The sequence below is a fragment of the Rhizobium alarense genome (assembly GCF_021555155.1).
Lineage (GTDB): Bacteria > Pseudomonadota > Alphaproteobacteria > Rhizobiales > Rhizobiaceae > Rhizobium_D > Rhizobium_D alarense.
The window spans coordinates 25,488-44,672 of the sequence record NZ_JAKGBU010000039.1; the positions used below are offsets into that span (position 1 = coordinate 25,488).

The following is a 19,185-nucleotide window of genomic DNA, read 5'->3' on the forward strand; positions in this document are numbered from 1 at the left end:
CGGCCGACGATATCGCTCGCAGGTGTCGACTTTTTATCGGCTGCCGTAGATGCTGTCGAGAATTCCGCCCTCGGCAAAATGTTCCAGCGATATCTTGTCCCAGCCGCCGAATACGTCGTCGACATTGACGAGGCGCACGTCGGGAAACTGGCTCTTGAATTCAGCGGTGACGGCATCGTTGTGGACGCGATGGCCGAAATCGGCGGCGATGCGCTGACCCGTCTCGGTGTAGAGGAAGTCGAGATAGGCCTTGGCCAGGTCGCGGCTGCCCTTGGCATCGGCGACCTTGTCGACGATCGCGACCGGGAACTCGGCGAGCAGCGAGACGGACGGGACGACGCTCTGGAACTTGTCCTCGCCGTATTGCTTGGCGATCGCCTTCGTCTCTGCCTCGAAGGTGATGATCACGTCGCCGATCTCGCGTTCCACGAAGGTCGTCGTGGCTGCGCGGCCGCCGGTGTCGAAGACCGGCACGTTGCCGAAGATCCTGGCGACGAAGTCTTTCACCTTTTCCTGATCGCCCCCGAAGGCCTCGATGGCATAGGCCGTGGCCGCCAGATAGGTGTAGCGCGCGTTGCCCGAGGTCTTCGGGTTCGGGAAGATGACCTTCACGTCGTCGCGGACGAGATCGCTCCAGTCCTTGATGTTCTTCGGATTTCCGGCGCGCACCAGGAACGACGGGAAGGAATAGAAGGGCGAGGCGTTGTTGGGGAATTTCGACTGCCAGTCTGCGGCGACGAAGCCGTTCTTCACGAGGAAGTCGATGTCGGTCACCTGGTTGAAGGTCACGACGTCCGCCTCGAGACCCTCGACGATCGCGCGCGCCTGCTTCGACGTGCCGCCGTGCGACTGGTCGATGGTGACGCCCGGGTGTTCCTTGATGAAGGCCCCGTTCTCGGCCGCGAATATCTCGCGCGCAATGTCGTAGGAGGCGTTGAGCAGCGTGTCGGCGGCGCGGGCGGACAGCGGTGCAGCGAACGCGAGGACGGCGGCGCCGATCAGGAGCAGTTTTTTCACGGGAAGTCTCCGGACGTCAGATGCGATTTGCCGGGAGCCTATCGCCTCGAGGATTTTCAACCGAGGCACCAGCGGCCAGCAGGCCGCTGCCGCGCGGAAAATCTTTCTCCCGGGAGCGTTTTATACGGAATGTGCCGCAGTCAGCGGGTCGGCACCGGCACGTCGCCGCGATAGTCGTAGAAGCCGCGGCCGGACTTGCGGCCGAGCCAGCCGGCCTCGACATATTTGACGAGCAGCGGACAGGGCCGATATTTCGAATCCGCGAGGCCTTCGTAAAGGACCTGCATGATGGACAGGCAGGTGTCGAGGCCGATGAAGTCGGCGAGCTGGAGCGGCCCCATCGGATGGTTCGCGCCGAGCTTCATGGCGGTGTCGATCGCCTCGACCGAGCCGACGCCTTCGTAAAGGGTGTAGATCGCCTCGTTGATCATCGGCAGCAGGATGCGATTGACGATGAAGGCGGGGAAGTCTTCCGCGACGGTGACGGTCTTGTCGAGCTTTGCCACGAACTCCTTGGCGGCCCGGAACGTCTCTTCCTCCGTGGCGATGCCCCGCACGAGTTCCACGAGCTTCATCACCGGAACGGGGTTCATGAAGTGAATGCCCATGAAGCGTTCCGGCCGGTCCGTGGCGGACGCGAGACGGGTGATCGAGAGCGACGAGGTATTCGTCGCCAGCATCGCCTCCGGCTTGAGCACGGCGCAGACCTGTCCATAGATCTTGCGCTTGATGGTCTCGTCTTCGGTTGCCGCCTCGATCACAAGGTCTGCCGGGGAGAGATCGTTGATGTCGTTCGAACCCTTGATCAGTGACAGCGCCTTCTTGCGGTCCTCGTCCGTCATCTTGCCGGAGGACACCTGCCGCGCGAGATTGCCATGGATGGTCGCAAGGCCCGCCTCGATCCTTTCGGAGGAGAGATCGTAGATCTGAACCTTGTAGCCGGCTGTCGCGCAGACATGCGCGATGCCGCATCCCATTTGACCCGCTCCGACAATTCCGACGTACTTGATCATCTGGTTCGCTGCCCTGTTTGTCGTGTTCGGCTGCCCCGTTGCGGCGGCAAAAAGAAACCGGGCTGGATCGACCAGCCCGGTGAAGTGATAAAGCGGCGCGGCGGCAAATGCCAGCGGTTATTCGTCGCGGGTAGCGCGGCCGAGGGCGGGTTACAGGGCCTTTTCGAGCTCCGGCAGGGCTTCGAAGAGGTCGGCGACGAGGCCATAGTCGGCGATCTGGAAGATCGGGGCTTCCTCGTCCTTGTTGATGGCGACGATGACCTTCGAATCCTTCATGCCGGCAAGGTGCTGGATGGCACCGGAGATGCCGCAGGCGATGTAGAGCTGCGGAGCGACGACCTTGCCTGTCTGGCCGACCTGCCAGTCGTTGGGGGCGTAGCCTGCATCGACGGCGGCGCGCGACGCGCCGACCGCCGCGCCGAGCTTGTCGGCGACCGGAAGGATCACTTCCTTGAACTTCTCCGACGAGCCGAGCGCACGGCCGCCGGAGATGATGATCTTCGCAGAGGTCAGTTCCGGACGATCGGACGAGGAGAGCGCGTCCGCGACGTGGGTCGAGAGGCCGGGATTGGCGGCAGCCGGGATGGTCTCGACCACGGCGTTGCCGCCTCCGGATGCGGCGGCGAAGGAGGCGGTGCGCACGGTGACGACCTTCCTGGCATCCGTCGACTGCACGGTCTGGATGGCATTGCCGGCATAGATCGGCCGCTTGAACGTGTCCGGCGAGACGACCTCGGTGATCTCGGAGACCTGCGCGACATCGAGCAGCGCCGCGACGCGCGGCATGACATTCTTGCCGACCGACGTCGCAGCCGCGACGATCGCATCGTAGTTGCCGGCAAGCGACACGATGAGGGCTGCCAGCGGTTCGGCGAGGTTGTTGGCGAGGCTGGCGTCCTCGGCGAGCAGCACCTTGGAAACGCCCGCCAGCTTTGCGGCGGCCTCGGCGGCAGCCTTCGCGCCGGCGCCGGCGACCAGCACGTGCACGTCCGAGCCGATCTGCGCGGCCGCCGTCAGCGCCTTGGCGGTCTGGTCGGAAAGGGTTGCGTTGTCGTGATCTGCCAGAAGAAGAATGGCCATGTGTCTGATCTCCTATCCGTTCCGCTTACAGCACGCCGGCTTCGGTCTTGAGCTTCTCGACGAGCTCGGCGACCGACTTGACCTTGACGCCCGCCTTGCGGCCGGACGGCTCCTCGGTCTTCAGAACCTTGAGACGCGCCGTGGTGTCGACGCCGAAATCGGCCGGGCTCTTCTTGTCGAGCGGCTTCTTCTTCGCCTTCATGATGTTCGGCAGCGAGGCGTAGCGCGGCTCGTTGAGGCGAAGGTCCGTCGTGACGACCGCCGGAAGCTTGACCTCGATGGTCTGCAGGCCGCCGTCGACCTCGCGCGTGACCTTGGCCGCGCCGTCGCCGATTTCGATCTTGGAGGCAAACGTGCCCTGTGCCCAGCCGAGCAGCGCCGACAGCATCTGGCCGGTCTGGTTCGAATCGTCGTCGATCGCCTGTTTGCCGACGATGATGAGGCCGGGCTGTTCGGCCTCGGCGACACCCTTCAGGATCTTGGCCACGGCGAGCGGCTCGACGGCATCGTCGGTCTCGACGAGCACGGCGCGGTCGGCGCCCATGGCGAGCGCGGTGCGCAGCGTCTCTTCCGCCTTCGCCGGACCGATCGACACGACCACCACTTCTTCCGCCTTGCCCGCTTCCTTCAGCCGCAGCGCCTCTTCCACGGAGATCTCGTCGAAGGGGTTCATCGACATCTTCACATTGGCAAGCTCGACGCCCGAGCCGTCCGGCTTCACGCGGATCTTAACGTTGTAGTCGACTACCCTTTTCACAGGGACTAAGATCTTCATGGCTTCCTTCCTTCCAATGTCCGCGGGGAAAATGCGCCTTTCGGCAGCGGCCCGATTGTCGGTTGGCGACATCGATACGCGTTTTTCCCCCAATTTCAACGTCGCGGACGGTCTCCCGGCACGAAAATCCCGGCTGTATAAATTACCTTTACGTCAACGTCAATGAATTGCGCGTGCCGCCGCCTTAGCGGCCCCAGTGGGTTGGCGGGACCGATGCCTTGCGGTGCGGCACCGGGCTTTCTCCGAGCGTGATTTCCTTATGCCGCACGGCCTCGGGACTGACGATCGTGCGGTCGAAGAGTGGGACGCCGCGGCGGCGCAGGACGAGCACGAGGACGGCGCCGACCAGGATGCCACCGACATGGGCGCCCCAGGAGATGCCGCTGCCGCTGTCGACGACGAGCATGTAGAACTGCTGTCCGATCCAGAAGGCGAGCGGAATGACGGCGGGAAGCGGCAGGGGAAAGCGGAAGAGCACGAGAACCCAGACCCGTACTTTCGGGTGAAGCAGGAAATAGGCTGCCACGACCCCGCTGACGGCTCCCGACGCGCCGATCAGCGGTGCTTCCGAATCGGGCTCGACCAGTCCGTGGAACAGCGCGCCGCCGGCCGCGCAGAGCAGATAGAAGACGAGATAGCGGAAATGGCCAAGGGCGTCCTCGACATTGTCCCCGAACACCCACAGGAACAGCATGTTCGAGGCGAGATGCATGAAGTCGCCGTGCAGGAAGGCATAGGTGATATAGGTTGCGTCCTCGGGGACGATGACGAGGCTCGGTTCGAGATCGGCATAGTCGAAGGCGACGGCCGGGATATAGCCGAGGCCGACCACCGTCGCATCGCTGAAGGCCTGGGTGGAGGCAAGGCCGGTCACCAGCCAGACGACGACATTGGTGAGGATCAGCCCGAGCGTGACATATTGCAGCTTGATGTATTTCAGGGAGTTCGCGTCGTGCAGCGGTATGAACATCGATCTCCGTCCCCGCGAGGTCCGGCCCAATCCTTACCTGCTTTTTCCCGGAACCCAAAGCACATCCGCGCGGCCCTTGCCGTTGGCGTAGCGTGCCGCCACGAAGAGCAGGTCCGACAGGCGATTGACATAGGCGATCGCCTGTCGGGAGACGGTTTCCCCATCGAGGCGGGACAGTTCCACCATGCGCCGCTCGGCGCGGCGACAGACGGTGCGGGCGACATGGAGGGCCGCGGCGGCTGGCGTTCCACCCGGCAGCACGAAGGAACGCAGCGGGTCGAGTTCGCCGTTCATGCGATCGATCTCGGCTTCGAGCCTGTCGACCTGCCGCTGCACGATGCGCAGCGGCTCATGGGACAGCGGTTCGCCCGTCTCGGGTGTCGCGAGGTCGGCGCCGAGATCGAAGAGGTCGTTCTGGATCGTGGCCAGCAGGTCATCGAGCCCGGTCAGGTCGGCGAGGTGCAAACGGGCGGCGCCGATCAGCGAATTCGTCTCGTCGACATCGCCATAGGCCTCGACGCGTGCGTCGTCCTTGCGTCGCCGCGGGCCGGAGACGAGCGCGGTGGTCCCGTCGTCCCCGGTGCGGGTGTATATCTTGTTCAGCTTGACCATGCCGCTCCCCCGGCTGCTCAGGACGGCCGCCCGCCGCCCGTGACCCACAGCGTGAGCATGATGAGGATGATGGCGATGGCCTGCAAGACCACGCGGGCCTGCATGAGCTTGTTCGAGGTGCTGCCGCTTCCTCCCTTGGCCATGTTGACCAGACCGCGCACCAGAACGATCGCGACCAGACCCATGACGAGCAGCGTCAGAAAGGTGAGAACGGAGGATGACATGCCGGAAGTTCCTTCTGGTGTTTCCATCCTTCAAATAGGGAGTTTTACAAAAATGACACGTGAAATCTGCCGATCCGGCTGCAACGCACGGCAGCGGCGGTACCGGCCTGTCATCCGAGCCTGCCGATGATCCGGTAGAAGAGGTCGGCGGGCAGCAGCTTCTTCAGGAGCACGCCCTGCCGTGCCGGCCTCGTCACGACGTAGTGCGCCCGCGGATCGCGCGCCGTCAGTGCGTGACGCAGGACGTCGTAGACGGCGTCGGGACCGAGCTTGCCGCGGGCCGGCGGACTTTCGCCGCGCAGTCGCCGCAACTGGCGCTGGTATTCCTCGCGGTGGACCGAGTTCTCGATGTCGATGTTCTTCTCGACATGGGCCAGCGCATTGGCGGTGAAGCGCGATTCGATCGGGCCGGGCTCGATCAGGCTGACATGCAGGCCGCTGCCGGCGAGTTCCATGCGCAGCGTGAGCGACAGGCCCTCGAGCGCGAATTTAGAAGCATTGTAGGCACCGCGCCAGCGATAGGGAACGATGCCGAGGATCGAGGAGCACTGCACGATGCGCCCATGGCCCTGCGCGCGCATCGCCGGGATCACGCGCCGCGTCAGATCATGCCAGCCGAACACATTGGCTTCGAACTGCTGCCGCAATGCTTCGACCGGAAGATCCTCGACCGCTCCGGGCTGGCCATAGGCACCGTTGTTGAAGAGCGCATCGAGACGTCCGCCCGTGCGGGAAAACACATGCTCGACGAGCGCCGCGATCGATTCCGGCTTCGTATAGTCCATCAGCACGCATTCAATGTCGCCATCCTCGAGTGGCGTGCGGTCCTCCTCGCGGCGCACGGTGGCAAAGACGCGCCAGCCGTCGGCCTTCAGGGCCTGCGCGCAATGGGCGCCGATGCCGGAGGAACATCCGGTGACGATAATGCTTCTGTTTGCGGCAGACGGATTGGCTGACATGGCTTTCCTGTACAAATCCGCCGAGCTTTCCCATATTCACGGCTCGCATACAATTGCGTCCGGCGAGGGAAAGCGCGGGCGTCGACGGAAACGGACATCGATAATGCCCTCAGCCATTCGCGTCACCTACAAGGTTCTCTTCGATGCGATCTGGCATTTTTCCGAGGACGACGGCTGGGCCATGGCCAGCCACGTGGCGCTGTCGACGCTGCTCGCGATCTTCCCCTTCCTGATCTTCGGGACGGCGCTCGGCTCGTTTCTCGGCGCCGACCAGTTCGCCGACACCGCCGTGCATCTGATCTTCGACACCTGGCCGGAATCGATCGCCGAGCCCATATCGCGCGAGGTCGTCGCGGTGCTGACGATCCCGCGCGGCGGCCTGCTGACGGTCTCTGTGCTGGCGGCCGCCTATTTCGCCTCGAACGGCGTCGAGGCGTTGCGCGTGTCGCTCAACAGGGCCTACCGGGTCGCCGAGACCCGCTACTGGTATGTCACGCGGCTTGCGAGCCTCGGCTTCGTCGTCGTCGGCGTCCTGGCGCTGGCGGTCATCAGCATCGTGCTCGTCGCGGCACCGCTCGCCGTCAGGGCGACCGATCAATGGTTGCCCTGGCTCGGCTATCTCTATTCGTGGATCGACGGCTGGGGGCTCTTCGGCACGATCGCCATGCTCTTCGCCGGCCTGCTGATCGCCCATCTCTGGCTGCCGGCCGGCCGGCGCAAGGTGGCCGACGTGCTTCCTGGCATCGTCGTCACGCTTGCCGCCTGGGGCGTCGGCGCCTATGCCTTCGCCTCCTATCTCACGACCTTCGCCAACTATGTGTCGACCTATGCGGGCCTCGCGTCGATCATGATCGCCCTCGTCTTCCTCTATATCGTCGGTGTGATCTTCATTCTCGGCGCGGAGATCAATGCCGCGCTCTTGAAGTTCCGCGTCAAGCATCTCGTCCTCGACCGGCTGCGCGGCAGGCGGTCGTCCGGCGTCGACGAACCCTCAATGGAGGACGAGGCCATCGCGCGCGAACAGGGTGCGAAGGCCGGCCGGTGAAAGGCCTGCTGCGCGATAGGCGGCGATGCCGGTATCCCGGTTGCTCTTCGACAGCTTCCGGCCGTCGGAGCCGCGCACGAGGCCGTGATGGCGATAACGCGGTTCGGGCAGGTCGAGCAGGCGCTGCAGAAGGCGATGAACGGAGGTGGCATGGAAAAGGTCGACGCCACGCACGACGTCCGTCACTCCCTGCAGCGCATCGTCAATGGTGACGGAGAGGTGGTAGCTCGACGGTGCATCGGGGCGTGACAGGATCACGTCGCCCCAGCGCTGCGGTTCCGCGACGACCGTGCCGCTCTCCCCAGCAGGCCCCCGGCCGCCTTCCTGCCAAGTGAGCCTGCCGCCCGTCGCTGCAATCGCGGCGTCCATGTTGAGCCGCCAGGCATGCTGGCGCCCTTCCGCGATCCATGCGCCGGTCAGCGAAGCATCGAGCGATCGCTCCTCGGTCGGATAAAGCGGCGCGCCGTCCGGATCGCGTGGCCACGGCCGGCCTTTCGCCTCCTTGGACGCCACAAGGTCACGGATCTGGCCGCGGCTGAGGAAGGCCGGGTAGACGAGGCCGAGCGCCCGCAGGCGGTCGAGCGCCTGCTGGTAGAGGTCGAAATGCTCCGACTGGCGGCGCACCGGCGTCTCCCAGCCGAGTCCGAGCCAGCAAAGGTCGCGCAGGATCGCCTCCTCATATTCCGGCCGGCAGCGAGCCTGATCGATGTCTTCGATCCGCAACAGGAAGCGTCCGCCGCAACCGTCCGCAAGTGCATGGTTCAGCATGGCGGAATAGGCGTGCCCGAGGTGCAGGAGGCCGTTGGGACTCGGGGCGAAGCGGAAGACGCGCGTCTTTGACAAAGATCGTTCCTTGGGCTTTTGTGGCGCAAACCGGCATCGAACGGCCATAGCGGCTTGCCAGGAAACGAGGTGCCGGAAAAGAGACTGCCATGCAACTGCATATGATCAGAACCGATGCCGATGTCGCGGCCGGACTCGTCGATCTCGCGCTGCTCGATCCCCGCCTGTTCGTGATCATCGACAAGGCAGGGCCGGTTCCGTTGCGCCGGCTCGACCCCGGCTATCGTGGACTGGCGGGCATCGTCGTGTCGCAGATGGTGTCGCGTGCAAGCGCGGATGCGATCTGGCGCAAGCTCGAGGCGCTTGCCGGCGACGTCACACAGCATCACGTGCTCGGCCTTACCGACGAGGACTGTCGCGCGGTCGGATTGTCCCGGGCCAAGGCGGATACGCTGCGGCGGCTTGCCGAAAGCGTCGACAGCGGCGCCGTCGACCTCGACGCGATCTGTCACCTCGACGCGCCGGTCGCCGTTCGCGCCCTAACCCAGGTCAAGGGCATCGGTCGCTGGACGGCAGAAGTCTACCTGCTGTTCTGCGCCGGTCATCCCGATATCTTCCCGTCCGGCGACGTGGCGCTGCAGAACGCGGTCGCCCATGCGCTGGGTCTGGCGGTGCGTCCCACCGCGGCCGAACTGGACGAAATCGCCGCGCGCTGGTCGCCCTGGCGCGGCGTCTCGGCACGGCTTTTCTGGGCCTATTATGCGCGCGTGATGCGCCGCCAGGGGGCGCCGCTTGCGTGAGGCTTGCGGGCTTGCCGAGGGGAAGGCGAATCTTCTGTTTTTGCTTTTTCTTTCCGGCTTCACAATGCTGTAACAACGCGCCTAATATAGAAGTGCAGATGCCGAATCGCTCAGGAGAAGCCCTTGACGATTTCTGTTTCACCACAGGCCCTGCCAGCGCTGGTACTGAATGCTGACTACAGGCCGCTGAGTTATTATCCCTTGTCGCTTTGGTCTTGGCAGGACGCGATCAAGGCGGTTTTTCTTGACCGCGTCAACATCATCGCCGAATACGAGCATTCGGTGTCTTCCCCGAGTTTCACGATGCGCCTGCCGAGCGTTGTGTGCCTCAAGAGTTACGTGCAGCCCTCGCGCCACCCGGCCTTCACCCGGTTCAACGTGTTTCTGCGCGACAGGTTCGAATGCCAATATTGCGGTACGCCGGACGACCTGACCTTCGACCATGTCATCCCCCGCGCTCATGGCGGCGAGACGACCTGGTGCAATGTCGTGGCGGCCTGTTCGCCGTGCAACCTGAGAAAAGGCAGCAAGCTGCCGAAACAGGCGGGCATGTTCCCGCATCAGAAGCCCTATCAGCCTACGGTTCAGGATCTGCACAACAACGGGCGACTGTTTCCACCCAACTATCTGCATGAAAGCTGGATGGACTATCTCTATTGGGACGTCGAACTTCAGCCGTGATCCGTCGTCCCGGCACAACGCGGAAGCCCGGCGCATGCACCGCCCGTGCTTCCGGGGCACGACGTTCTGCGACAGGGTGACGACACATGCGGTGGTCAGGCGGCCTTTGCGCGCGCGCCCGTGAAGGCGATCGCCGCGAGGACGAGGCTGACGATGACGTTCCATCCCGCGAAAGACAGGCCGAGCAGGCGGAAGGATGCCTCGGTGCAGGACGGACCATGCTTGGCATTGAGGTCGGAGAGCAGGTCGCCCGCGTTCTGCGTCACGCCCTGGGCCGAGGTGGCGCAGGTCGCCGGTCCTTCCCAGAAGCTCCATTCTACGCCGGCGTGATAGACGCCCATGCCGGCGCCCACGAGCATCATGATGCCGGCGATGCCGAGCAGGCCCCTGGTCAGCCATGCGGGGCCGCCGAGTGCGGCCGAGGCCGTCGCGGCAAGCGCCACCGGTATGCCGTAATAATAGGGATCGCGCTGCAGCAGGCAGAGCGCGCAGGGGATGTAGCCGCCGATATGCTCGAAGCCGAGCGCGCCGCCGACGGTTGCGGCCATGCCGGCGGCAAGCAGCGCCGCAACAGCGGTGTAAGGGCGGGAAGGGCAAATCGTCATCGTGAACGCCTGGACAAAAGCGCGGCCCGGCTGCCGGCTGCGCCTTTCTTATCAGGTGGCCATACCATGTAAATCACCGCACGGATTTGTGATCGGGTGTTTTGCTCCCTTGCAAATGCGGATTGACCTCGCCGAAAACCATCGTGTAAACGGCAAGGGCTACTCGCATAGCTCCGTGCCCCATTGGCGGAACTGGTAGACGCGCTCGACTCAAAATCGAGTTCCGAAAGGAGTGCTGGTTCGATTCCGGCATGGGGCACCAATATCAAATTCAGTTCGGTCGCGCCGCGGCCCGATCGCCGATAGCGGCCCGATCCTCGAGCATTGCTCGACCGCGTGACAACGCGCCGTCGTCGAGAAGCCATACGGCCGGGCGGCCGTCAGGAAGGCGCTGTCCGCGCTTCATGGCCAAGCCCGGGCGGCAAGAGGCTATCCATTGGCGCCGGGCGATGGAACTGCGGCAAACCCCTTCAACCAGTCGCGGAACTGCCGCATCGCGGCGGTGGGCTCGCGCGACTGAAGGCGGGTGAGCCAGTAGCTGCCGCGGGACGTGTAGATGCGGAACGGCTGGCGGATCGCGCCCGAAGCGAGCTGGCGCGAAAACATCAGGGGCGGGCAGAGTGCCACGCCGGCGCCCTGCAGTGCCGCCTCCATCATCGCAAGCGTCGAATCGAAAACGATGCCCTTGACGACCGGGTTGGTGCTGACCGCGCCCGCTGCCTTCAGCCAGCTCGCCCACTCGTCGGTTCGGTAGGAGCGCAAAAGCGTTTCCTGGGCGAGGTCGTCGGGTGATTTCAGCCTGCGGGCGATCTCCGGAATGCAGAGGGCGGTCAGCGGCGCGTCGAGCAGGCGTTCAGCGTCGGTGTCGTGCCAGGCGCCGTTGCCGAAGCGGATGGCGAAGTCGAGACCCTCGGCCGCGATGTCGACGCGGTTGTTGTTGGTGGAAAGGCGAAGGTCCACGAAGGGATGCTTCTCGTGAAAGGAGGGCAGGCGCGGCAGCAGCCAGCCGACGGCGAAGGTTCCGACACAGCCGACCGTCAGCACCTCCCGCAGGTGCCCGCCCTGGAAACGCTCCAGCATGTCGGCCACCCGGTCGAAGCTGTCGCGCAGCACCGGCAGCAGCGCCTCGCCCTCCGCCGTGATCATCAGGCCGCGCGGCAGACGCTTGAAGAGCGGGACATTAAGCCGTTTCTCGAGCAGTTTGACCTGATGGCTGACGGCTGCCTGCGTGACGCAAAGCTCGATCGCCGCCCGCGTGAAGCTCAGGTGGCGGGCGGAGGCCTCGAAGGCGCGAAGGGCATTGAGGGGAAGGTGAGGCCGGACCATGGCTGCCCTCGAAAAATGGAGACCGTTCCGGGTACCACGGCTTGCCGGAGGCGCGCAAATTCCGTCGGCGACGGATCCGCCGCCTCAGTGCACGCCGAGGAACTGGCGCAGCTCGGGCGTCTGCGGGCTGGCGAAGACCGCCTCCGGCGGCCCGATTTCGTGGACGCGGCCCTGATGCATGAAGACGACGCGCGAGCAGACGTCGCGGGCGAACTTCATCTCGTGCGTCACCATCATCAGCGTCATGCCTTCGGCGGCAAGCTCGCTCACCACCGCCAGCACCTCTGCGACGAGTTCGGGATCCAGCGCAGACGTGATCTCGTCGCAGAGCAGCGCGATCGGCTGCATGGCGAGCGCGCGGGCGATCGCGACACGCTGCTGCTGGCCGCCGGAGAGTTCGTCCGGATAGGCGTCGAACTTGTGACCGAGGCCGACACGCTCCAGCATCCTGCGCGCCATTGCCTCGGCCTCGGGCTTCGGCACCTTCTTCACCACCATCTGCGACAGCATGACATTTCCGCCGGCCGTCAGGTGCGGGAAGAGGTTGAACTGCTGGAAGATCATGCCGACCTTGAGCCGCAGCGCCTTGAGGTGCAACTCGTCGGGAAGCAATTGCGCGCCGGCAACCGCGATGGAACCGCCGTTGATCGTCTCCAACCCGTTGATGCAGCGAAGCAGCGTCGACTTGCCCGAGCCGCTCTTGCCGATGATCGCAATGACCTCGCCCGGCTCGACGTCGATATTGATGCCCTTCAGAACCTCGTTGTCGCCGAAGCTCTTGCGGACCTCAGTGATTTCGATGAGCGACATTGAGCTTCCTTTCGAGGATCTGGCTCGATTTCGACAGCGGCCAGCAGAGCGCGAAATAGATGAGCGCCACGAGGCCGTAGACCGTGAACGGCTGGAAGGTGGCGTTGGTGACGACGGTGCCGGCCTTGGAGAGCTCGACGAAGCCGATGATCGAGGTCAGCGCCGTGCCCTTTACCACCTGCACCGAAAAGCCGACGGTCGGCGGGATCGCGAGCTTGAGTGCCTGCGGCAGGATGACGTAGCGCATCTGCTGCAGGTAGCCCATGCCCAGGCTGGCCGAGGCTTCCCATTGCCCCCTGACGATCGACTGTACGCAGCCGCGCCAGATCTCGGCCAGGAAGGCCGCTGTCCAGAGCACGAGTGCGACGCCTGCCGCAAGCCAGGCGGGCACGTCGATGCCGAAGAGGCCCAGGCCGAAGAAGGCGAGGAAGAGCTGCATCAGGAGGGGGGTGCCCTGGAAGAGCTCGACATAATATTTCGCGAGGAACCGGCCGATGCGGGCACGACCGATGCGCATGAAGAGCAGCAGCAGGCCCACCATGCCGCCGCCGGCGAAGGAGACGAGCGACAGCACGATCGTCCAGCGGGTGGCGAGCAGCAGATTGCGCAGGACGTCCCAGAGCGTGAACTCGATCATCGCGCAGTCCTCCGCGGGAAGATCGTCGATCCGACGAGCGCCATCGCCTGCCTGAGCAGGATCGCCAGCATGAGATAGATGATCGTCGTCACGAAATAGGCCTCAAAGGCACGGAAGGAGCGCGACTGGATGAAGTTCGCCGCGAACGTCAGATCCTCGGCTGCGATCTGCGAGACGACGGCGGAGCCCAGCATGACGATGATGACCTGCGAGGAAAGCGCCGGCCAGATCCGCTGCAGGGAGGGCACCAGCACGACATGCCAGAAGGTCTGGAACGGCGTCATGGCAAGGCTCGCGCCGGCCTCGAACTGGCCCTTCGGCGTCGCCTGGATGCCGGCGCGGATGATCTCGCAGCTATAGGCGCCGAGATTGACGATCATCGCGATATTGGCGGCCGTCAGTTCGCCAAGCTGCAGACCGAGCGACGGCAGGCCGAAAAAGATGAAGAAGAGCTGGATCAGGAAGGGCGTGTTGCGGATCAGTTCCACATAGGTGGCGACGACCGGGCGCAGCCACGGCGGCCCCAGGGCGCGCACCCAGGCGCAGGCGATGCCGAGTGCAATGCCGGCGACCGCACCGATCGCGATCAGCTGGATCGTGATGCGTATGCCCTTCAGGAGCACCGGATAGTATTCAAGCAGCCAGGCAAAATCGAACTGATAGGCCAAGTGTCAGCGCCCCTGCACCGTTGGAAATGGCGGATGCCGCCCTGCCCTTCGGCCTGACGGCACAGGCGGTCAGAGGTCGGCCGGTATCTTGTCGCCGAGCCATTTCTCTGCGATGGCGCTGAGCGAACCGTCGGCTTTCGCCTCGGCGATGATGGCGTTGACCTTCTCCGTCAACGCCGGCTCGTTCTTGTTGAGGCCAATGTAGCAGGGCGAGTTCTTGATGAGGAACTTCATCTCCGGCCGCTTCGGCGGATTTTTCGCCAGGATTGCGGCAGCGACGACATTGCCCGTGGCGACGACTTCGACCTGGCCGGAGAGGAAGGCGGAGATCGTGCCGTTGTTGTCCTCGTAGCGCTTGATCGTTGCGTCGGCGGGCGCGATCTTCGTCAGTTCGAGATCCTCGATCGCACCGCGCGTGACACCGATCGTCTTGCCGGAGAGATCCTCGGCATTGCTGACCGCCACGTCCGCCGGCGCGAAGACGCCGTTGAAGAAAGGTGCGTAAGCGGAGGTGAAGTCGATCACCGCCTCGCGTTCGGCATTCTTGCCGAGGCTCGAGATCACCAGATCGACCTTGTTCGTCTGGAGATAGGGGATCCGGTTGGCGCTCGTGACCGGCACGAGTTCCGCCTTCACGCCGAGCTTTTCGGCAATGAGGTTCGCCATGTCGATGTCGTATCCCATCGGGGCCATGTCGGTGCCGACGCTGCCGAAAGGCGGGAAATCCTGCGGCACGGCAACGCGCAGGACGCCGCGCGACGTGACGTCCGCCAGGGCGTCTGCACGGGCCGGAGCCGGCGCGAGGAGCGGCGAGGCGAGGAGGACAGCGGCGCCGAGCAGGGCGAGAACGTGACGTCTTTGCATGGGAATCCCTTTCCGATGAACACGGAATGGACAAAAGCAAGCTTCGTGCCACCTCCCGTATCCGGTGCATTTGTATGCGCAAGACGTGGGTTATTGGATACAATCCGATCAGAAAGCCAATCGCGTCCACCAAACTGCCTATTGTTTAGGCGAGGCTGGCAGAGGCGCCGGAGCCGGCATCTATTCGCGGAAGAGACCGGATTAAAGCTGCGGCCTGTGAGCGCTTGATGCTACAGTGGCGGGCATCGCGCGGATTTCCGGCCCGCCGGAACTGATCAATCCTGCTTTGGCCTGCACCGAAGCAATCTTCTTCGCGCAAGGACGAAACGTTCACATGACGATCTTTTCCGTCCATCACACCACCCGGTATGAATACAAGCGTCGCGTCTCCTTCGGCGACCATCGCCTGATGTTCCGGCCGCGCGATGCCTATGATCAGACGCTGCTCTCCGCCGAGCTGAAGGTCGATCCCGAGCCGGAAAACGTCCGCTGGATTCTCGATGTCTTCGGCAATTGCGTCGCGATCGTCGGTTTCGACAAGCCGTCGAAGCATCTGCACTTTGAAACCCATATCCGTCTGGATCACACGCCGCATGTTTCCCTGGAACTCCAGATCGACGACGATGCGCTGTCCTATCCCTTTCGCTATGACGGCGAGGAACTCGCGGACCTCCTTCCGACGATACGCCGCCACTATGACGATGCCGCGGACGAGGTCGGCAACTGGGCGCGGCAGTTTCTGAGCGGCGGCCGGAGCACGGATACCGGTCATCTCCTGATGACCCTCTGTTTTGCCATCCACGAGAGCTTTGCCTACGCCCGGCGCGCGGAGCGCGGCACGCAGACGCCGCAGACGACACTGAAACTCCGGCGCGGGACCTGCCGCGACTTCGCACTCCTGATGATGGAGGCCGTCCGCGCGCTGGGCTTCGCGGCGCGGTTCGTGACCGGCTACGTCTATGTCGCCGATCGGGACGGTTCGACGACACTGGGCGGCGGCTCGACGCATGCCTGGTGCCAGGTCTACCTGCCGGGCGCCGGCTGGGTGGAGTTCGACCCGACAAACGGCATCGTCGGAAATCGCGATCTTATCCGGGTCGCCGTCGCACGTGATCCGAGACAGGCAGTGCCGCTCTGGGGAAGCTATGACGGTGACGCCGCCGATTTCGAGGATATGACGGTGCAGGTGAATGTCACCACGCAGCCGGTTCCGGTTGCAGCCTGACGCGTCGACGTTCCACCCGGCGGAACCCTCTGATTTCCGCCGCGTTGTAAGCCGGCGGACGTAAGCGGTGCATGTCCTGGATCCGACCATCGCGGTTTGCGCGGGGGTGGGGCCAGCCGCCCGCATCTGTTCTCACACATGAAAGGCGGCCCCATGAAGATCCATGCCGGTTTCACCCTGGCCTATGAATGCAAGCATCCGACACCGATGCTGCTCGCCCTCAACATCCATCCGTCGCGGCGCGTCGACTTGCTGACCGAGCAGGTTCTCGTTTTCGATCGCAACATCGATGCGTGGGGCTATACGGACGTCTTCGGCAATGCCTGCACGCGGATCGTCGCGCCGGCCGGCCTGACGACGATCTCCACATCCTTTGATATCTATGACAGCGGCCAGCCCGATATCGTTCCCGAGGATGCCGTGCAGCATCCGATCAACGACCTGCCGGACGAGGTGCTTGTCTTTCTGCTCGGGAGCCGCTACTGCGACACCGATCGCCTTGCGGATTTCGCCTGGACCCGGTTCTCTCAGGTGCCGCTCGGCTGGCCCAAGGTCCAGGCGATCTGCGATTTCGTGCACAATCACATCACCTTCAGCTACCAGAACGCCGACTCGTTGCGGACCGCCCATGGGGGCTATGTCGATAGGACGGGCGTTTGCCGGGATTTCGCGCATCTGGCCGTCACGCTCTGCCGTTGCATGAACATCCCCGCGCGTTATTGCACGGGCTATCTGGGCGACATCGGTGTTCCGGTGGATGTCAATCCGATGGATTTCAGCGCCTGGTTCGAGGTCTATCTCAGCGGGCGGTGGCACACGGTCGATGCACGGCACAACAAGCCGCGGATCGGGCGCATTCTCATGGCGACCGGCCGTGACGCGACCGATGTGGCCCTGTCGACAACCTTCGGACCGACCATTCTCTCCCGGTTCGAAGTCGTTACCGACGAAATTCCGAACGGTGACGCGCCGGACGGCCAGGCCGCGGTCGCGTCGACGGCCACATACACGACGCAGGATTGCCGCACCGCTTGACATTCGGCTGCAACCGACCGACTTCAGGGCGCATCCGGGAACAAGGAGACTTGCCATGAGCGAGACGGCACGCACGACGATCGACCAGGCGGAAGTCGACCGCTTCTCGGCGATGGCCGCCGAATGGTGGGATCCGACGGGCAAGTTCAAGCCGCTGCACAAATTCAACCCGGTGCGCCTTGCCTATATCCGCGACCTGGCATCGGCTCACTTCGACAAGGACCCGAAGGCGCATCGGCCGCTCGAAGGCCTGCGCGTGCTGGATATCGGCTGCGGCGGCGGACTGCTCTCCGAGCCAATGGCCCGCATGGGTGCGGAGGTTTTGGGCGCGGACGCGTCGGAGAAGAACATCGGCATCGCCAGAACGCATGCCGCCGGCAGCGGGGTTGCGGTCGATTATCGCGCCGTGACGGCGGAGGCGCTGGCCGAGGCCGGTGAGACCTTCGATATCGTGCTGAACATGGAGGTCGTCGAACACGTTGCGGACGTGGACTTCTTTTTGACGACCTGCGCCTCGATGGTGCGGCCCGGTGGCATGATGTTCGTCGCCACCATCAACCGGACGCTCAAGGCTGCGGCGCTCGCCATCTTCACCGCCGAGAATGTCCTGCGCTGGCTGCCGCGCGGCACGCATCAGTACGAAAAACTGGTGCGCCCCGAGGAGATCGAAAAACCGCTCGCCGCGTCCGGTCTTGCCGTGACCGATCGGACGGGCGTCTTCTTCAATCCGCTGTCCAGCCAGTGGAACCTGTCGAAAGACATGGACGTCAACTACATGCTGGTTGCCCGCCGTGCGCCGACCGGCACGCCTGACTGAGGCAGCGCGCGGGTCAAACCCTCAGATCCTTGACCGCCTCAAGAAGATCGGTCTGTGTCGAAGCGTTCCGGGCCGCGATTTCGCGTATGCGGGCGCGGTCGATCGCCGCCGCGGCACCGGACGGGTCGTAGGGCTGTTTGAAGGTGAAGGCGTACGGCGAGGGGCCGTGATCGTCGAGATGTTCAAGCCGCGCGGCGCCTTCCGCCCAGTCCGGATACCGGCCGGCGGGTGTCCACCACAGCACCAGGGGCGGCCAGGTCTGCTTTCGGTTCCAGTGCCGTGCGTGTTTCAACGCATCGGCATGGACGCCGTCATAGCTGAAGGCCATCAGGCTTTCGATGTCGCGCCAGAGCGACAGCTGCGATGGCGCGCTGTCGAAGCCGCTGTCCTTGATGTAACGCGGAAAGACCTGCGGTCCCCAGCTTCGCGGCCCGGGTTCTCCGGCATAGCCGGAGCGGCCGACGAAGCCCTCGGCCCGCCGTGCAGCCTCGAAGTTGAACGGTTCGCGGAGGCGGAATCCGTCGATCGCCGGATCGTCGAAGGGTGCGACATGCAGTCCGAAATTGTAGAGCGCCAGATGATAGGCCGGCCCGTCCATCAGTTGACGTCGTCGGGAAGGACGGGCAGCGGGGCGATTTCGATGCCTTCCTCGATGAGGGCCTTCGCGTCCTCGGCGCTCGCCTTGCCGATCAGCCCGCGCTGCTCCGCCTCGCCGTAGTGGATCTTTCGGGCCTCCTCGGGGAAGCGCTCGCCCACGTCGTCGGCATTGGCGCGGATCTGCGTGACGATCTCGCGCAGCTTGCCGACCATTTCCGACTGCTGTGCGTTCATCACGAGTTGCCGGCGCTCGTCTTTCCTGCGCGCCGTCGCGACCGACGGGGCCATCAGGCGCTTCGATACGCTTTCCGAGTTGCAGACCGGGCAGCTGACCAGACGCATCGCCGTCTGCCGGTCAAAGTCGCTTGCCGACTTGAACCAGCCATCGAAGTCATGACCGTTGTCGCAAACGAGGCCGTAGAGGATCACGCGGCTGCTCCTGCGCCGACCGTGGCGGGCTGGTCAAGCGTGAAGGGGCGGCCGTTCTTCAGGTTCGGAATCTTGTCGTGCGCCGCCTTTACCGCCTGAATGTCGACGTCGGCAAGAACGACCGTTTCGCCGGTGCCACCGGCCGACGCGACCACACGCCCCCAGGGGTCGACGATCATCGAATGACCGAAGGTTTCGCGCCCGTCCTCGTGC

General features: G+C 64.3%; 24 protein-coding genes and 1 tRNA gene. 7 read left to right on the plus strand and 18 right to left on the minus strand.

All coding sequences use genetic code 11. The features are described 5' to 3' along the window. Positions 1–33 precede the first annotated feature (33 nt). The 8 genes from cysP to LXM94_RS13730 all read right to left on the minus strand — a co-directional run bounded on the left by cysP (position 34) and on the right by LXM94_RS13730 (position 6,650). Positions 34–1,017, minus strand: coding sequence for a thiosulfate ABC transporter substrate-binding protein CysP (cysP, locus tag LXM94_RS13695; protein ID WP_235772028.1), 984 nt, complete (start codon positions 1,015–1,017; stop codon positions 34–36). A 140-nt stretch (positions 1,018–1,157) separates the two neighbouring features. Continuing rightward, positions 1,158–2,030, minus strand: a complete 873-nt coding sequence (locus LXM94_RS13700; RefSeq protein WP_235772029.1) for a 3-hydroxybutyryl-CoA dehydrogenase — start codon at positions 2,028–2,030, stop codon at positions 1,158–1,160. Positions 2,031–2,180: 150 nt separating this feature from the next. Then, entirely contained in the window at positions 2,181–3,110 is a 930-nt protein-coding gene (locus LXM94_RS13705; protein ID WP_235772030.1) for an electron transfer flavoprotein subunit alpha/FixB family protein, read from the minus strand. A gap of 25 nt (positions 3,111–3,135) precedes the next feature. Further along, positions 3,136–3,885: an electron transfer flavoprotein subunit beta/FixA family protein gene (locus tag LXM94_RS13710; protein ID WP_235772031.1), complete on the minus strand. Its 750-nt coding sequence runs from the start codon at positions 3,883–3,885 to the stop codon at positions 3,136–3,138. 184 nt (positions 3,886–4,069) lie between these two features. Continuing rightward, entirely contained in the window at positions 4,070–4,855 is a 786-nt protein-coding gene (locus LXM94_RS13715; RefSeq protein WP_235772032.1) for a rhomboid family intramembrane serine protease, read from the minus strand. Positions 4,856–4,888: 33 nt separating this feature from the next. Then, the gene (locus LXM94_RS13720) at positions 4,889–5,467 is read right to left on the minus strand and encodes a cob(I)yrinic acid a,c-diamide adenosyltransferase (protein WP_235772033.1); all 579 of its coding nucleotides are present in this window, start codon (positions 5,465–5,467) and stop codon (positions 4,889–4,891) included. Between the two features lie 17 nt (positions 5,468–5,484). After that, positions 5,485–5,691 carry a twin transmembrane helix small protein gene (locus tag LXM94_RS13725; RefSeq protein WP_235772034.1) on the minus strand — a complete coding sequence of 69 codons (207 nt, stop codon included), beginning with the start codon at positions 5,689–5,691 and terminating at the stop codon, positions 5,485–5,487. 110 nt (positions 5,692–5,801) lie between these two features. Continuing rightward, positions 5,802–6,650 carry an SDR family oxidoreductase gene (locus tag LXM94_RS13730; protein WP_235772035.1) on the minus strand — a complete coding sequence of 283 codons (849 nt, stop codon included), beginning with the start codon at positions 6,648–6,650 and terminating at the stop codon, positions 5,802–5,804. A gap of 103 nt (positions 6,651–6,753) precedes the next feature. Here LXM94_RS13730 and LXM94_RS13735 point away from each other — a divergent pair, with 103 nt between their 5' ends. Next, entirely contained in the window at positions 6,754–7,695 is a 942-nt protein-coding gene (locus LXM94_RS13735) for a YihY/virulence factor BrkB family protein (RefSeq protein ID WP_235772036.1), read from the plus strand. On the opposite strand, the gene gluQRS is transcribed toward LXM94_RS13735, so the two are convergent. Beyond that, positions 7,642–8,538 (minus strand): tRNA glutamyl-Q(34) synthetase GluQRS, encoded by an 897-nt coding sequence (gene gluQRS, locus LXM94_RS13740; RefSeq protein WP_235772037.1) that lies wholly within the window; start codon positions 8,536–8,538, stop codon positions 7,642–7,644. The genes LXM94_RS13735 and gluQRS overlap by 54 nt on opposite strands. Before the next feature lie 95 nt (positions 8,539–8,633). On the opposite strand from gluQRS, the gene LXM94_RS13745 reads away from it, so the two are divergent. Further along, on the plus strand, positions 8,634–9,278 hold the full coding sequence (locus tag LXM94_RS13745; RefSeq protein WP_235772051.1) for a DNA-3-methyladenine glycosylase family protein: 645 nt from the start codon (positions 8,634–8,636) through the stop codon (positions 9,276–9,278). 123 nt (positions 9,279–9,401) lie between these two features. Next, positions 9,402–9,959: an HNH endonuclease gene (locus tag LXM94_RS13750; RefSeq protein WP_235772038.1), complete on the plus strand. Its 558-nt coding sequence runs from the start codon at positions 9,402–9,404 to the stop codon at positions 9,957–9,959. 95 nt (positions 9,960–10,054) lie between these two features. Here the strand turns inward: LXM94_RS13750 and LXM94_RS13755 are convergent, their stop codons facing one another. Further along, positions 10,055–10,564 carry a disulfide bond formation protein B gene (locus LXM94_RS13755; RefSeq protein WP_235772039.1) on the minus strand — a complete coding sequence of 170 codons (510 nt, stop codon included), beginning with the start codon at positions 10,562–10,564 and terminating at the stop codon, positions 10,055–10,057. 177 nt (positions 10,565–10,741) lie between these two features. Between LXM94_RS13755 and LXM94_RS13760 the strand changes: the two genes are divergently transcribed. Continuing rightward, positions 10,742–10,826: transfer RNA gene (locus LXM94_RS13760), tRNA-Leu, on the plus strand. A 167-nt stretch (positions 10,827–10,993) separates the two neighbouring features. Here the strand turns inward: LXM94_RS13760 and LXM94_RS13765 are convergent. From LXM94_RS13765 to LXM94_RS13785, 5 genes are all read right to left on the minus strand, one after another. Then, entirely contained in the window at positions 10,994–11,890 is an 897-nt protein-coding gene (locus LXM94_RS13765) for a LysR family transcriptional regulator (RefSeq protein WP_235772040.1), read from the minus strand. Between the two features lie 84 nt (positions 11,891–11,974). Next, positions 11,975–12,700: an amino acid ABC transporter ATP-binding protein gene (locus tag LXM94_RS13770; RefSeq protein WP_235772041.1), complete on the minus strand. Its 726-nt coding sequence runs from the start codon at positions 12,698–12,700 to the stop codon at positions 11,975–11,977. Next, positions 12,678–13,337, minus strand: a complete 660-nt coding sequence (locus tag LXM94_RS13775; RefSeq protein WP_235772042.1) for an amino acid ABC transporter permease — start codon at positions 13,335–13,337, stop codon at positions 12,678–12,680. Before LXM94_RS13775 ends, LXM94_RS13770 begins: the two co-directional genes overlap by 23 nt. Further along, positions 13,334–14,005 carry an amino acid ABC transporter permease gene (locus tag LXM94_RS13780; protein WP_235772043.1) on the minus strand — a complete coding sequence of 224 codons (672 nt, stop codon included), beginning with the start codon at positions 14,003–14,005 and terminating at the stop codon, positions 13,334–13,336. The genes LXM94_RS13775 and LXM94_RS13780 overlap by 4 nt, the downstream gene beginning before the upstream one ends. A 69-nt stretch (positions 14,006–14,074) precedes the next feature. After that, a complete protein-coding gene (locus LXM94_RS13785) occupies positions 14,075–14,869 on the minus strand; it encodes a transporter substrate-binding domain-containing protein (protein WP_235772044.1) in 795 nt (264 codons plus the stop codon). A 334-nt stretch (positions 14,870–15,203) separates the two neighbouring features. Between LXM94_RS13785 and LXM94_RS13790 the strand changes: the two genes are divergently transcribed. The 3 genes from LXM94_RS13790 (at position 15,204) to ubiG (ending at position 17,946) form a co-directional block, all read left to right on the plus strand. Then, positions 15,204–16,094: a transglutaminase family protein gene (locus tag LXM94_RS13790; RefSeq protein ID WP_235772045.1), complete on the plus strand. Its 891-nt coding sequence runs from the start codon at positions 15,204–15,206 to the stop codon at positions 16,092–16,094. Positions 16,095–16,247: 153 nt separating this feature from the next. Then, a complete protein-coding gene (locus LXM94_RS13795; RefSeq protein WP_235772046.1) occupies positions 16,248–17,129 on the plus strand; it encodes a transglutaminase-like domain-containing protein in 882 nt (293 codons plus the stop codon). Positions 17,130–17,184: 55 nt separating this feature from the next. After that, positions 17,185–17,946, plus strand: coding sequence for a bifunctional 2-polyprenyl-6-hydroxyphenol methylase/3-demethylubiquinol 3-O-methyltransferase UbiG (gene ubiG / locus LXM94_RS13800; RefSeq protein WP_235772047.1), 762 nt, complete (start codon positions 17,185–17,187; stop codon positions 17,944–17,946). Positions 17,947–17,959: 13 nt separating this feature from the next. Here the strand turns inward: ubiG and LXM94_RS13805 are convergent, their stop codons facing one another. The 3 genes from LXM94_RS13805 to LXM94_RS13815 all read right to left on the minus strand — a co-directional run. Next, on the minus strand, positions 17,960–18,544 hold the full coding sequence (locus LXM94_RS13805) for a DUF3291 domain-containing protein (protein WP_235772048.1): 585 nt from the start codon (positions 18,542–18,544) through the stop codon (positions 17,960–17,962). Beyond that, positions 18,544–18,972, minus strand: coding sequence for a DUF1178 family protein (locus tag LXM94_RS13810; RefSeq protein ID WP_235772049.1), 429 nt, complete (start codon positions 18,970–18,972; stop codon positions 18,544–18,546). Before LXM94_RS13810 ends, LXM94_RS13805 begins: the two co-directional genes overlap by 1 nt. Next, on the minus strand, positions 18,969–19,185 hold a 217-nt coding region (locus tag LXM94_RS13815), incomplete at its 5' end, for a nitrilase-related carbon-nitrogen hydrolase (protein WP_329605609.1). The genes LXM94_RS13815 and LXM94_RS13810, both read right to left, overlap by 4 nt.